At 62.2% G+C, this 11,823-nt stretch carries 15 protein-coding genes and 1 tRNA gene; 12 read left to right on the forward strand and 4 right to left on the reverse strand.

Translation table 11 applies throughout. The features are described from left to right. Nucleotides 1-117: 117 nt before the first annotated feature. Complete coding sequence (locus tag RBB42_RS12395; RefSeq protein WP_305969936.1) at nucleotides 118-435, forward strand: antibiotic biosynthesis monooxygenase family protein; 318 nt, start codon at nucleotides 118-120, stop codon at nucleotides 433-435. A gap of 7 nt (nucleotides 436-442) precedes the next feature. Here the strand turns inward: RBB42_RS12395 and RBB42_RS12400 are convergent, their stop codons facing one another. Continuing rightward, nucleotides 443-1,132, reverse strand: a complete 690-nt coding sequence (locus tag RBB42_RS12400; protein WP_305969937.1) for a winged helix-turn-helix transcriptional regulator — start codon at nucleotides 1,130-1,132, stop codon at nucleotides 443-445. 254 nt (nucleotides 1,133-1,386) lie between these two features. Here RBB42_RS12400 and RBB42_RS12405 point away from each other — a divergent pair, with 254 nt between their 5' ends. The 3 genes from RBB42_RS12405 (at nucleotide 1,387) to trxC (ending at nucleotide 2,926) form a co-directional block, all read left to right on the forward strand. After that, nucleotides 1,387-1,800: a universal stress protein gene (locus RBB42_RS12405; protein ID WP_305969938.1), complete on the forward strand. Its 414-nt coding sequence runs from the start codon at nucleotides 1,387-1,389 to the stop codon at nucleotides 1,798-1,800. Nucleotides 1,801-1,831: 31 nt separating this feature from the next. Continuing rightward, nucleotides 1,832-2,383, forward strand: a complete 552-nt coding sequence (locus RBB42_RS12410; protein WP_305969939.1) for a hemerythrin domain-containing protein — start codon at nucleotides 1,832-1,834, stop codon at nucleotides 2,381-2,383. Between the two features lie 117 nt (nucleotides 2,384-2,500). Next, nucleotides 2,501-2,926, forward strand: a complete 426-nt coding sequence (trxC, locus tag RBB42_RS12415) for a thioredoxin TrxC (RefSeq protein WP_305969940.1) — start codon at nucleotides 2,501-2,503, stop codon at nucleotides 2,924-2,926. A 65-nt stretch (nucleotides 2,927-2,991) separates the two neighbouring features. Here trxC and RBB42_RS12420 read toward each other — a convergent pair whose 3' ends face one another. Then, complete coding sequence (locus RBB42_RS12420) at nucleotides 2,992-3,510, reverse strand: hypothetical protein (RefSeq protein WP_305969941.1); 519 nt, start codon at nucleotides 3,508-3,510, stop codon at nucleotides 2,992-2,994. Nucleotides 3,511-3,739: 229 nt separating this feature from the next. Between RBB42_RS12420 and RBB42_RS12425 the strand changes: the two genes are divergently transcribed. Together RBB42_RS12425 and RBB42_RS12430 are read left to right on the forward strand one after the other, a co-directional pair. Next, nucleotides 3,740-3,994: a TFIIB-type zinc ribbon-containing protein gene (locus RBB42_RS12425; protein WP_305969942.1), complete on the forward strand. Its 255-nt coding sequence runs from the start codon at nucleotides 3,740-3,742 to the stop codon at nucleotides 3,992-3,994. Between the two features lie 60 nt (nucleotides 3,995-4,054). Next, nucleotides 4,055-4,654, forward strand: a complete 600-nt coding sequence (locus tag RBB42_RS12430; protein ID WP_305969943.1) for a rhodanese-like domain-containing protein — start codon at nucleotides 4,055-4,057, stop codon at nucleotides 4,652-4,654. A 10-nt stretch (nucleotides 4,655-4,664) separates the two neighbouring features. Here RBB42_RS12430 and RBB42_RS12435 read toward each other — a convergent pair whose 3' ends face one another. Beyond that, the gene (locus RBB42_RS12435) at nucleotides 4,665-5,048 is read right to left on the reverse strand and encodes a VOC family protein (RefSeq protein WP_305969944.1); all 384 of its coding nucleotides are present in this window, start codon (nucleotides 5,046-5,048) and stop codon (nucleotides 4,665-4,667) included. A 247-nt stretch (nucleotides 5,049-5,295) separates the two neighbouring features. Here RBB42_RS12435 and RBB42_RS12440 point away from each other — a divergent pair, with 247 nt between their 5' ends. After that, nucleotides 5,296-5,502: a cold-shock protein gene (locus RBB42_RS12440; RefSeq protein WP_305969945.1), complete on the forward strand. Its 207-nt coding sequence runs from the start codon at nucleotides 5,296-5,298 to the stop codon at nucleotides 5,500-5,502. Between the two features lie 423 nt (nucleotides 5,503-5,925). Beyond that, on the forward strand, nucleotides 5,926-6,558 hold the full coding sequence (locus tag RBB42_RS12445) for a hypothetical protein (protein WP_306043693.1): 633 nt from the start codon (nucleotides 5,926-5,928) through the stop codon (nucleotides 6,556-6,558). A 15-nt stretch (nucleotides 6,559-6,573) separates the two neighbouring features. On the opposite strand, the gene uvrB is transcribed toward RBB42_RS12445, so the two are convergent. Beyond that, on the reverse strand, nucleotides 6,574-8,772 hold the full coding sequence (gene uvrB, locus RBB42_RS12450; protein ID WP_305969947.1) for an excinuclease ABC subunit UvrB: 2,199 nt from the start codon (nucleotides 8,770-8,772) through the stop codon (nucleotides 6,574-6,576). Between the two features lie 485 nt (nucleotides 8,773-9,257). Between uvrB and RBB42_RS12455 the strand changes: the two genes are divergently transcribed. The 4 genes from RBB42_RS12455 (at nucleotide 9,258) to RBB42_RS12470 (ending at nucleotide 11,727) form a co-directional block, all read left to right on the forward strand. Further along, nucleotides 9,258-9,569, forward strand: a complete 312-nt coding sequence (locus RBB42_RS12455) for an ETC complex I subunit (protein ID WP_305969948.1) — start codon at nucleotides 9,258-9,260, stop codon at nucleotides 9,567-9,569. Nucleotides 9,570-9,715: 146 nt separating this feature from the next. After that, a complete protein-coding gene (locus RBB42_RS12460; protein WP_305969949.1) occupies nucleotides 9,716-10,633 on the forward strand; it encodes an MYG1 family protein in 918 nt (305 codons plus the stop codon). 305 nt (nucleotides 10,634-10,938) lie between these two features. Further along, complete coding sequence (locus RBB42_RS12465; protein ID WP_305969950.1) at nucleotides 10,939-11,448, forward strand: GNAT family N-acetyltransferase; 510 nt, start codon at nucleotides 10,939-10,941, stop codon at nucleotides 11,446-11,448. A gap of 201 nt (nucleotides 11,449-11,649) precedes the next feature. Further along, nucleotides 11,650-11,727 (forward strand) — tRNA-Arg (locus RBB42_RS12470). The last annotated feature ends 96 nt before the right edge of the window (nucleotides 11,728-11,823 follow it).

An 11,823-nucleotide genomic window follows, 5' to 3' on the forward strand; every position in this document is an offset into this window, starting at 1 on the left:
GTCGTGCCCTTTACTGTCAAGAAAATCCGGCCCGCGCAAAACCTGTCTTTCAGCGAGAGCGCGGGTTTGGCCACGCCTGCGATCCGTGCCAAACTCGACCCACAAGGAGGAGCGCCCATGCCCAATATTTCCGTGACCTCTGACGCCCAGACCGTCATCACCACCTTCGAGACCAGTCCGGGCCAGTGTCAGGACCTGCTGGATGCCCTGCAGGCCGCCTATGCCGAGTTCATCTCGAAACAGCCGGGGTTCATCGCTGCGGGTCTGCACGTCAACGACGCCCAGACCCGGATCGCCAATTATTCGCAATGGAAAAGCCGGGACGATTTCCTGGCCATGTTGCGATCACCCGAGATGCGCGCGCGCAACAAGGAGTTGAACGGGCTTTGCCGCAGTTTCGAGCCGGTGCTTTACGAGGTGGCCGCCACCTATTGAGCGGCAATCAGGCGGCGATAGCCTCGTCGAGACAGGCCGCGGTAAAGCGATAACCCGATCCGCGCACCGTCTCGATGTCCACGGCGCCGTCCGAGGCTTCGAGGCAGGCGCGCAGGTTGCAGACATAGACGTCGAACACGCGCGGGTCCGGTTCGTCCTCGAGCCCGTAGATATGGCCCAAGAGGGCCGCGCGGCTGACCAGCCGGCGTGGCCTGAGCGCGATATATTCCAGCAGTTCGTACAGTTTCGGGCTCAGCTTTACCGGGCAGTCCTGTAGGTAGGCCTTGCGGCGTAGCAGGTCGACGGCCAGCGGGCCGTAGCTCAGCATCGGTTGTGCCACCCCGTGTGCCCGCCGCGCGATGGCGGAGAGGATCATCACGGATTCCTCGGGCGGGGCGGATGCGTCCAGAACCGTATCGGCCCCCGCCTCCAGCCAGCGGACGATCTGCCCATGCGAGGCATCTCGCGCCATGAGCGCGATGGGCAGGTCGGGGTGGCTGCGGCGCAGGTGGGGGAGGGACAAGCCGGAGAGCGCCAGCTCCTCGGCGTCAAGGATCAGCAGGTCTGACTCTGTCATCCGCAGGTAGTGTGGAATGTCTTCTGGCCGGTCCGTCCGGGTCAGTAACACCCCGGTGTTGGTCAGCTCCTTGGCAAGCGCAATCAGGGACCAACTGGTTTCGGCGATCAGGTAACGCACGTCGCAAACTCCTTGCCATACTGGACAGGCGGGTCGCCCTTGGCTCCGCCGACTTTGGCATTTCGGTCCTGCCTGACCGTTCTGGCAACGGCAAAGGGACCTGTCTGCGGTGCATTCTGACACCGGCTTATGGTTGTATTGGGGCATTGTGGTGGGAATGTGACCAAGAGGTGTCCGCCGCTTGGCACATGACCTGTATCAAGGCAATCGGCGGTCCGTGGTTCCATCCTGTGCCAGACAGGAGGAGACACATCATGTACAAGAACATACTGGTCCCCATCGCCTTCGACGGGGACAGCGATACGCGGATCGGCGCGGCGACCTCTGTGGCCCGGCGCCTCGCGGCAGAGGGGGCGCGGATCACCTTTCTCCACGTCTTGGAACAGGTGCCGGGGTATGTCGCCAGCTATCTGCCCGCCGACTACGCCGCGCAGGCGCGCAAGGTGGTCGAGGACGAGCTGAACGAAATGGCCGCAACCGTGCCGGGCGGCGTGGGGCTGGTGGTTTCGGGCCATTCCGGACGCACCATTCTGGATTGGGCCGCGGACAACGACACCGACCTGATCGTCATCGCGTCGCACCGCCCGGGTATGCAGGACTTGTTGCTTGGCTCCACCGCGGCCAAGGTTGTGCGCCACGCGCAATGTGCTGTGCACGTCCTGCGTTGACTTTGTGGTGGCCCGCTTCAACCTGCGGCCCATGACCAGCGAAATCGACCTTTCCCGCCGCGACCGCTTGCCGGACGCCCTGTATGCCCTGCGCAAGGACTATCCGCGCGAGGCCTGGCAGAGCCATGACAACTTTGGCGGTCTGGTGGCTTTCTGGATGGATCGTCATGTGATGTTCCGCCGTCTCTGCGAGGCGCTGCGGCAGGACGCAGAGGCGGCGTCGGACGGCAGCATGGACCAGCGGCAGATGCGGCAGCGGCTTGTTCGCTATGGCAGCATGTTGCTGCAGCAGCTGCACGGACACCACCAGATCGAGGACACGCACTATTTCCCCAAACTGATCGACCGCGAGGCGTCGCTTGCGCGCGGGTTCGAAATACTGGACCGGGATCACCACGCGATGGACGGGCTGTTGCAGCAGTTCAGCGATGCCGCGAACGGTGTTCTTCAGGGCAAGGTGGAGGCGGGCGCCTTTCAGAGCCACGTTTCAGCGTTCGAGGCACTCCTGTTGCGCCATTTGGACGACGAGGAAGACCTGATCGTGCCGATTCTTCTCAAACACGGGGCGCAGGGGCTGGAATAGCAAGTGCGGTGTCTCTTTCCTGTCTCGCCCTCGGGTGCGAATTTTCGAAGGAAGACGCTTGATGCCGGCAATGCCTGATCGCATATAAAAATTAGAATGTGATGTGGAGGATACCGGATGGCGGGCAAGAAACTGACCTGTCTCGACTGCGGTCAAGTGAACCGCGTTCCGGCCGAGAAGCTGGGCGCCAGGCCGAAATGCGGAACCTGTGGCGCCTCGCTCATGCCGGGCAAGGCTGTGGAGGTGGATGCTGCGACCCTGGCCAAGGCCGCACGCACCGACGATGTGCCACTGGTGGTGGATTTCTGGGCCCCTTGGTGCGGCCCCTGCCGGACGATGGCCCCGGAATTCGGCAAGGCGGCCACGACCCTGAACGGTGAGGCGCGGCTGGTCAAGCTGAATACAGAGGATTACCCGCAAGCCGGTGCCCAACATGGCATCCGTGGCATCCCGACAATGGTGAGTTTTGCCGGCGGGCGCGAGGCCAAGCGCCAGTCCGGTGCCATGCCCGCGGGTCAGATCGTCGGCTGGGTGCGCGGCTGAGAACACGGAAACGGGCACCTTCCGATTGGAAGGCGCCTGTCAAGCGGGCGTCATGCCCATTTGGCTCAGAACGGATCCTGTGATCCGACGATCGTGTCCCAGCATTCAAAAAGCGCGTCGATGGCGCGCGATGATCCGCTCAGCGAGAAGGTCGCCTGCCGCTGTTGTTGATCGTTGTAGACGTAGACAGAGTTTCCGCGCTTGAGCTGAACAAGGAACTTGGCTGCCTTCTCGGCGTCGGTCATGCTTAGCGCAATGCCGGTCCCCTCCCCGCTGCCGTCCATGTTCCAGCGGTTCCGGTCGACATCGACGACAAAGCTCACCGGGCGCGCCTCGAGGTTCCAGCGCGGATCGAAGATGAAGAGGGCGAAAGCCTCGTTCTGGTAGGCGACCAGGTTGAACTTCTGTGTGCTCCCGTTCTCGACCCCGGCGGTGCACCAATAGCTGTCGCTGCTCTGACTGTAGGTCACGTCGACCTGCCATTGCCGGTGCTGCATCAGGGTGCGCGTGTCATATTCCTGTGCCGCGACGGCGGCGGGCAGAAGGGGCAGGAAAAATGCCAAAATCAATCCGAAACGTGCCATGAAAAATCCCTGTCATATCCGATTGGACGCACAATAGCGTGGTTTTCCCGTGACCGGAATGTTTCCGGCGATTGTTCCGATGGGTCCGGACCCTGTGCGGCGGCAGTTCTCTTGATGGATAGCGCCACATCCTGCCGTCGTCAGGTCGGGAAATCCTCAGGCTCGTCCCGATGAAATCCAGCCGTGCGCCCCTTATCTGGATATGAACCTGCCGCAGAGGAGAGCGCCCATGAAATGCCCGATCGACGGAAACGAGCTGATCATCACGGACCGCGCCGGGGTCGAGATCGACTATTGCCCCAAGTGCCGGGGTGTCTGGCTGGACCGTGGAGAACTCGACAAGATCATCGACCGGAGCGCCGAACAGATGGCCCCGCCGCCGCAAAAGGCCCGGCGGGCCGAGCCCGTGCGTCACGAAGATGATGGACGTTATCGCAAGAAGAAACGCCGGAGCTTTCTCGACGACTTGTTCGATTTCGACTGACGCACCCAGGGGCGGGCGCTAGGCTGCGCGTGGTTCCAACGGTTGCTTTGGGAGGAGTTCATGAAACACCTGGTATCGTCCGTTTTCGCCGTGGCCCTGGCCGCGCCGGTCACCGCCGATGAGGTCAACATCTCGGGCGGGATGGCATCAGTCACCGTGCCGACCCCGTCCGGCGGAGAGGTCACGATTTCCCGCGTGCAGGACACGGACGCGGTAATCGAGGGCAATTTTGCCCGCATTGCCCGGCCTTGCCCCAATTTCTGCATCCAGCCGATATCCCCCGCCGACGGCGTGACCACCGTGGGCGAGCTGGAGCTTCTGGCCGCCCTGCAGGATCCGGAGGTCATGGTGATCGACAGCCGCGTGCGCCCCGACTGGGAGACAGGCACCATCCCCGGGTCTGTCTCGATACCTTACACAGAGATGGTGGACCGCCTCGGGGAACTTGGGTGCGAGATCGACTTCGAGGGTTTTGTCTGCGAGCCGGAGACGGTGCGCGAGGTGGTCCTGTTCTGCAACGGGCCCTGGTGCGGACAGTCCCCCACTGCCATCCGCCGCATGATCGAGGCTGGCTATCCCGCAGACAAGATCAGCTATTACCGCTGGGGAATGCAGGGCTGGCGGATGCTGGGCCTGACCGTGGCCGGCGGCGAGAGTTGAGCCGGGCGACCTAGGAGGGCAGTTCGGCCTTGTCGAAATCGACATGGATGTGGTTGCCGTCCGGGTCGCGGAAATTGGCCTGGACGATGGGGAATTCCGGCACTTCGTCGATGCTGTAGGGAATGCTCCGCTCGTCCAGGCGAGCCAGGAACTCCGTCATGCCGTTGGCCCGAAAGGCAAAATGTTCCAGCGTGGGTTTCTCCGCGGCACCGGGCTGGCCGGGAACCTCGACGAGGTGCACATGCGCGCGATCGCCAAGGTAGAGCCAGGCACCGTCGAACCGGAAGGGTGGGCGTGGGCCCGGGTGCAGGCCAAGGATCTCGCCGTACCAGCGGATCATGGCATCGAGGTTGGCAGTGCGGATGTTGACGTGGTCAAAGGCGGTGAGGGGCATGTGTGGCTCCGGCCAAGGGTGTCCGATAGCGCCAACATGACAGTCCGCGGCGTTCGGCAAAAGCGGATAAGTGCCACCTCTCCACCACGCCTGACTTGTCAGCGGGGCCGAAACCTGCGATAGAGGAGCGGCTAAGACCTTCTCTTCGATACCTGTCTTCCTTCACCGGCACGCAGTCACTCGATCAAGACGCGCCTTCGCCGGGCCGCTGCATGCTGCGAGCGGTATAGAAACAAGGAAACGACAGATGGCCAATGGCACTGTGAAATGGTTCAACTCCACCAAGGGTTTCGGCTTTATCCAGCCGGAAGCGGGCGGCAAGGACGTGTTCGTCCACATTTCGGCCGTCGAGCGTTCGGGCCTGACCGGCCTCGCCGACAACCAGAAAGTGACCTACGATCTCGAATCCGGCCGTGACGGCCGCGAGAGCGCAGTGAACCTGGAACTCGCCTGAAGCTTTTCGGCTTTGGCATGATGTGGCGCGGTCCCGGTCGGGGCCGCGTTTTTTGTTTGGGGCGGCGGGGTGAAACCCGCCCTACGGAAGCGGTCGAGGTCCCGGGTCGGGCCCGGGACGGGATTCGCAATGGGCCGAGCGGGGCGCGGAGCCGGGCGCCCGCCGGACCGGCGGGGAGGCGCTGCACCGGTGGAGCGGGAGCGGTTTATCGTGACAAATCCGTAGGACCTCGGCGGTTCGCACTGGCGTTACCATAGCGCCTGCCCGGTGGGGCCGGTCAGGCGCTCGCCCGGCGGGGCTGACGCCCCTTGTTCCGGGCTGGGGTGGGGGGATTTGAGAGAGCAATGATGGGTTGGAAACCCACCCTACGCTTGTTTTCAAACGCCGTTCTATCCATGATCCTGTAGGAATTGGAGGATGATGATGCGGATCGAAGATTTACCCGACTTTTGGAGTAAAATGCCGCTCAATGTTCACCCTAGGGATGAACCACATTTGAGGGGGGCTGACGCTCGTTGTTTCAATCTTGACTATCCGCCACCAGCTTTCGTGGGTGACATAGTAAATGCAAAAGTAATTATTCTTCTTCTCAATGGCGGCTACGATAGGAAGATGACGCCTGCCGAGTTTCCTGATCCCGAAACACAAGCAGCATATCGAAACAGGTTGGCAATGCCTCGACCAATCGAAGACAGGTTCACGTCGCCGTACCACCTGAGTCGAAACTACACGCCTTGGCTGAAGGATGGACGAGCAGCTTTGCTCAACGCGGTAGCTTACCGATCAATAGACATTAAGGCGCCATGTGTGCGTCGACTGAGTAAGGATCTGCCGTCGGCAATATTCCATCGCGAATGGTTGCGCGAAGCTCTTTGGCCGGAAGTCCGCGGCGGGCAGAGGTTCGTGGTTGTTCATCGCTGGAGCCTGTGGAACGGTGCCGACAACATATTTCGAGGAAGCGAAAACGCAGTCGGTTGGCAAGCTGCAATATCAAAAGACCTGACAAAAAAGGAATTTGATGCGGCGTCGGATTTTCTGGCGGCAAATCCGCACTGAGGCTCTCGCTACGTGTCACCTCTTCCTCCGCTTCACATTCCCCCCACGCTGCCCCGGCTTCCCAGCAGTCGAGCGACCCTTGCTTTTCACCGCTGCCTCTGACGCCCTCTCCACCGCCTGCTGACGCGCCAGCGGGTCGTCGTGCACGGCGAGGTCGACCGCCTCCAGCCGCTTGATCTCGTCCCGCAGGCGCGCGGCTTCCTCGAACTCCAGGTTCTCGGCGGCCTTGCGCATGTCGGTCCGTAGCCCATCCAGCACCGCCTGCAGGTTGGCGCCCTGACGGGCCGGGTCGATTTTGGCGGTCACGCGGTTCATGTCCACGTCTCCCTGGTAGAGGCCTTGCAGGATGTCCTCGACGTTCTTCTTGACCGTTTCCGGGGTGATGCCGTGTTCCTCGTTATAGGCGATCTGCTTTTCGCGGCGGCGGTTGGTCTCAGCCAGGGCGCGTTCCATGCTGCCGGTGATACGGTCGGCGTACATGATGACGCGGCCTTCGGCGTTCCGCGCCGCGCGCCCGATGGTCTGGATCAGCGAGGTCTCGGACCGCAGAAAACCCTCCTTGTCCGCGTCCAGAATGGCGACCAGCCCGCATTCGGGAATGTCCAGCCCTTCGCGCAGCAGGTTGATCCCCACAAGCACGTCAAAGGCGCCCAGCCGCAGGTCGCGCAGGATCTCGATCCGTTCGATCGTGTCGATATCGGAGTGCATGTAGCGGACCTTGATGCCCTGTTCATGCATGTATTCGGTCAGGTCCTCGGCCATGCGTTTGGTCAGCGTGGTGGCCAGCGTGCGGTAGCCGGCCGCCGTCACCCGGCGCACCTCGTCCAGCAGGTCGTCCACCTGCATCTCCACGGGCCGGATCTCGACCTCGGGGTCCAGTAGGCCGGTGGGTCGGATGACCTGCTCTGTAAAGACGCCGCCGGTCTGTTCCATCTCCCAGGCGGCGGGCGTGGCCGAGACAAAGACCGACTGCGGGCGCATGGCGTCCCATTCCTCGAACTTCAGCGGGCGGTTATCCATGCACGATGGCAGGCGAAAGCCGTGTTCGGCCAGCGTGAATTTTCGTCGGTAGTCGCCCCGGTACATGCCGCCGATCTGCGGAACACTGACATGGCTTTCGTCGGCAAAGACGATGGCATTGTCGGGGATGAACTCGAAGAGCGTCGGGGGCGGCTCACCCGGCGCGCGCCCGGTGAGGTAGCGCGAGTAGTTCTCGATCCCGTTGCAGACGCCGGTGGCCTCGAGCATTTCCAGATCGAAGTTGGTGCGCTGTTCCAGCCGCTGCGCCTCCAGCAGCTTTCCTTCGCCCACCAGTTGATCCAGCCGCTGGCGCAGCTCTTTCTTGATGCCGATGATGGCCTGGTTCATCGTCGGACGCGGCGTGACGTAGTGGCTGTTGGCATAGATACGGATGCGGTCGAAGGTATCCGTCTTCTGCCCGGTCAGCGGATCGAATTCGGTGATGTTCTCCAGTTCTTCGCCGAAGAACGACAGTTTCCAGGCCCGGTCTTCAAGGTGCGCAGGCCAGATTTCGAGGGAATCACCCCGCACCCGGAACGACCCGCGCTGGAAGGCCTGGTCGTTGCGGCGGTATTGCTGCGCCACGAGATCCGCCATGACCTTGCGCATTTCGTATTCTTGACCCGAATGCAGGTCCTGGGTCATGGCGCCATAGGTTTCGACCGAACCGATGCCGTAGATGCAGGAGACCGAGGCGACGATGATCACGTCGTCGCGTTCCAGAAGCGCCCGGGTGGCTGAGTGGCGCATCCGGTCGATCTGTTCGTTGATCTGCGATTCCTTCTCGATATAGGTGTCGCTGCGCGGGACGTAGGCCTCAGGCTGGTAGTAGTCGTAGTAGCTGACAAAGTATTCGACGGCGTTGTCGGGGAAGAACCCCTTGAATTCTCCGTACAACTGCGCGGCCAGTGTCTTGTTTGGCGCAAGGATGATCGCGGGGCGCTGGGTCTCTTCGATCACCTTGGCCATCGTGAAGGTCTTGCCCGTACCAGTGGCGCCCAGCAGGACCTGATCGCGTTCGCCCGCGTTCACGCCGCCAGAGAGTTCGGCAATCGCGGTGGGTTGGTCGCCAGCCGGTGCGAATTCGGTCTGCATGACGAACCGCTTGCCGCCTTCGAGCTTTTCTCGCTCGCGGACATCGGGGGCGGGCGCATGCAGCAGCGCGGGCATCTGTTCAGGCGAGTTGTTATGCATGGGGAGGCTCCGTTCCATGCGGAATATGTCGCGCCGGGCAGGGGGCGACAAGGGGAGGACCGTGACATGCGCGCTTTCTGGGCCGGGTTTGCCCGTGGCGCAGTGCGCACGACGATAGTGAGAATAGGCGCACTGGGCCTAGGCCGAGACCGCACTGAAGCGTGCACCTGCCCCAAAAAATCAGTCCAATTCAGCATCTCGCGGTGCCTCTGCTGGCAGGTGGCGGCAAGGACGCAACGGTTCGGCCCATCGTCCGGCTGGGCAGGCGGCAGCGCAGGGGGCCACGGTGGGAATTGCGCCAAAGCGTGACAACAGCATTTTCGTGAATTGCTGGCAGAACTTTTCTCCGGAAGGGCCTGGCCCTCTCTTGCCCCTTTCATCGCGCGCATGTCTCTACCGGAAAAATGTGACAAAGGGTGCGCTTGTAGACCTTGTGTCATAACCGCATATCACGCAGAAAGACGGCGAATGACAGGAGGTGCGCCATGCGGGCACGCATTTATCAGCCGGCCAAGACGGCCATGTCTTCGGGCCAGGCCAAGACTCGGACCTGGATTCTCGACTTTGCTCCGGACTCTCCCCGGTCTGTCGACCCGCTGATGGGCTGGACCTCGTCCGAGGACACGCAGTCCCAGGTGCGCCTGCGTTTCGACAGCAAGGACGCGGCGGTGGCCTATGCCCGCGAACACGGCATCGATGCCCAGGTGTTCGAGCCGAAAAAGCGCAAGCCCAACATCCGTCCGCGCGGCTACGCCGAGAACTTCGCCGTGGACCGGCGATCTGCCTGGACCCACTGAAACAATTGGTCGAGCGCACGCCGGGACGTGATGAACGGCATGTTGCGAACCTCCGGCAAGACTCAATCGAAATGGCGATGTGACGATGCAGCGGGCGGCCCGGACGGTCGCCCTGTTCGTTTTCCGCCCAACCGCAGGACGTGGACATGAGCATAGCGTATCTTGTCACCCATTCGGGCGGGTTCCACGCGGACGAACTCTTGTCCTCGGTGATTCTGACCAGGCTCTTTCCGGCAGCACAGCTGGTCCGGTCGCGTGATACGAAGTGGATTTCTCCGGCGCCGGACAGGATCGTTTACGATGTGGGCCGGGCTTATGACCCTGAGTCTGGCATCTTTGACCACCACCAGAGACCGAATCCGCTGCGCGAGGATGGCCAGCCCTACAGTTCTTTCGGGCTGATCTGGCAGCATTTCGGTCAAGACTACCTGCGGGCGCTTGAGGTGCCCGAAGCCGATGTTGAGAGCATCCATCATGCGTTCGACCAGAGCTTTGTCCTGCCAATCGACCTGATGGACAATGGAGCGATGGAGCCTTCGGTGGCGGGGCCGCTTGCGGGGATGACATTGCCGGTCCTGCTGGAAACCCTGAAGCCCACCTTCGACGAGCGTGGCCCGGATCTGGACGATCAGGCCTTTCGCCGGGCGCTTGAGGTCGCGCGGGCCTTTGTGGAGGCGGCGGTCCGGGGAAAGGCCGCCAAGCGCCGTGCCGAGGCCATCGTCCTTGCTGCCATCGAAGGGGCGGGGGCCTCGCGCATCCTGGAACTGCCGATGGGGATGCCCTTTCGGGCCGCGATCGAGAAATCCGGCGCGGATCATCTCCTGTTCGTCATCCATCCGCGCGACAGTGACTGGGCGTTGACCACGATCCGCAAAGGCGGCGACACCTTCGAGAGCCGCGCCGACCTGCCCGAGGCCTGGGCCGGCCTGAACGACGCGGCGCTTGAAGCGGCCTGTGGCGTTGCTGGCGCCCGGTTCTGCCACAACGCGCGGTTCATTGCAGTGGCGGCCACGCGCGAGGCTGCCTTGAGCATGGCGGAACGCGCGGTGGCGGAGGTATCCTGAGGCCCCCTGCGCGTCAGGATCTCAGGAAAGTGCCGCGCCGATGACAGGCGCCTGAACCAAACCCTCTGTCCGCAGATCAAAAGGCGGGAAAACGGCCCCGTCTATTGCCCAGTTGTCGGCGCAAAATCGCGGTTTTCGGTCATCCTCGCCGGCAACGATACGGCGGGGGCTGTCCGCGCCGATTGCGCCGAAAGGCTTTCGTTTTGCGCTTTTTTGCTCCTCCGCTTAGGCTGCCACCAGTCCGCGTTGAAGTGCCCTTTCTCAGTTAGCGGATCCCGATTGTCCCGATACAGCCCGAGGTTCCCTTGTCCAGCCTGACGTCCCCGAAACTCGCCGAGGTTGCCGGCCCTTCTCCGCAGGTCGAGGCGCTCCTGGCCGCGCATCATGCCCTTATGCGTGCGCAAAGTCCCGCAGAAAGCTGTCATGTCATGACGGGCGAAGACCTGCAGGCCGAGGGGGCCAGGGTCTTTGCCTTATCCGAAGAGGATGGACACATTCTGGCGGTCGGAGCGCTCAAGACGGTGGCAGAAGATGCGGCACCTGTGTCACTGGCGGGGTGTGGCCCTGTCGTTGAACTCAAGAGCATGCATGTGACCGCCGCCGCACGCGGGCGCGGGCTTGGTCATTTTCTACTGTCCGGGATGCTGGACATGGCGCGCGACGCAGGTGCCGGTGGCGCTTGCCTTGAAACCGGAACAGATCCCGTTTTTGAGCCGGCGCGTGCGCTTTACCTGTCGCAAGGGTTTGTGCCTTGCCCTCCTTTCGGAGGCTACCGGTTCGACCCGTTGAGCGTTTTCATGTGCCGCGAGTTGTGAGGGCTTGCCCTGCGCGGGAACGTCTAGAGCACCGGGCGCTGTGGTTCTTGGGCCTACTGTATAGAGTGGGGCAGCGCTCACCAGCGCCCTGCAATTGACCAAGCAGCGACAAGCTTATGAGAACTTGAAAGATTTCTTCTGTAGACTTCACAATTCCTGCCAAGTTGACAAGGTGACGGATTCGGCTAATACAGCGCGAACGGGCCGTTAGCTCAGCTGGATTAGAGCAGGGAACTTCTAATTCTCAGGTCGGGGGTTCGAGTCCTCCACGGCTCGCCAAGCTCTTCAAGTATCAAACAAAAATTCAAGAATTGCGCCCTGGCGAGCCCTGTTGCGCGCCCACCAAAGTCAATATCCGCAACACGATTTTTGGAA

The sequence above is a fragment of the Mameliella sp. MMSF_3455 genome, assembly GCF_030733205.1.
Classification (GTDB): Bacteria; Pseudomonadota; Alphaproteobacteria; order Rhodobacterales; family Rhodobacteraceae; genus Antarctobacter.

Excerpts from the sequence above, each read along its gene's own strand:
- RBB42_RS12395 (WP_305969936.1), top strand. The coding sequence starts at position 118 with ATGCCCAATATTTCCGTGACCTCTGACGCCCAGACCGTCATCACCACC.
- RBB42_RS12405 (WP_305969938.1), top strand. The coding sequence starts at position 1,387 with ATGTACAAGAACATACTGGTCCCCATCGCCTTCGACGGGGACAGCGAT.
- RBB42_RS12410 (WP_305969939.1), top strand. The coding sequence starts at position 1,832 with ATGACCAGCGAAATCGACCTTTCCCGCCGCGACCGCTTGCCGGACGCC.
- trxC (WP_305969940.1), top strand. The coding sequence starts at position 2,501 with ATGGCGGGCAAGAAACTGACCTGTCTCGACTGCGGTCAAGTGAACCGC.
- RBB42_RS12420 (WP_305969941.1), bottom strand. The coding sequence starts at position 3,510 with ATGGCACGTTTCGGATTGATTTTGGCATTTTTCCTGCCCCTTCTGCCC.
- RBB42_RS12425 (WP_305969942.1), top strand. The coding sequence starts at position 3,740 with ATGAAATGCCCGATCGACGGAAACGAGCTGATCATCACGGACCGCGCC.
- RBB42_RS12430 (WP_305969943.1), top strand. The coding sequence starts at position 4,055 with ATGAAACACCTGGTATCGTCCGTTTTCGCCGTGGCCCTGGCCGCGCCG.
- RBB42_RS12435 (WP_305969944.1), bottom strand. The coding sequence starts at position 5,048 with ATGCCCCTCACCGCCTTTGACCACGTCAACATCCGCACTGCCAACCTC.
- RBB42_RS12440 (WP_305969945.1), top strand. The coding sequence starts at position 5,296 with ATGGCCAATGGCACTGTGAAATGGTTCAACTCCACCAAGGGTTTCGGC.
- RBB42_RS12445 (WP_306043693.1), top strand. The coding sequence starts at position 5,926 with ATGCGGATCGAAGATTTACCCGACTTTTGGAGTAAAATGCCGCTCAAT.
- uvrB (WP_305969947.1), bottom strand. The coding sequence starts at position 8,772 with ATGCATAACAACTCGCCTGAACAGATGCCCGCGCTGCTGCATGCGCCC.
- RBB42_RS12455 (WP_305969948.1), top strand. The coding sequence starts at position 9,258 with ATGCGGGCACGCATTTATCAGCCGGCCAAGACGGCCATGTCTTCGGGC.
- RBB42_RS12460 (WP_305969949.1), top strand. The coding sequence starts at position 9,716 with ATGAGCATAGCGTATCTTGTCACCCATTCGGGCGGGTTCCACGCGGAC.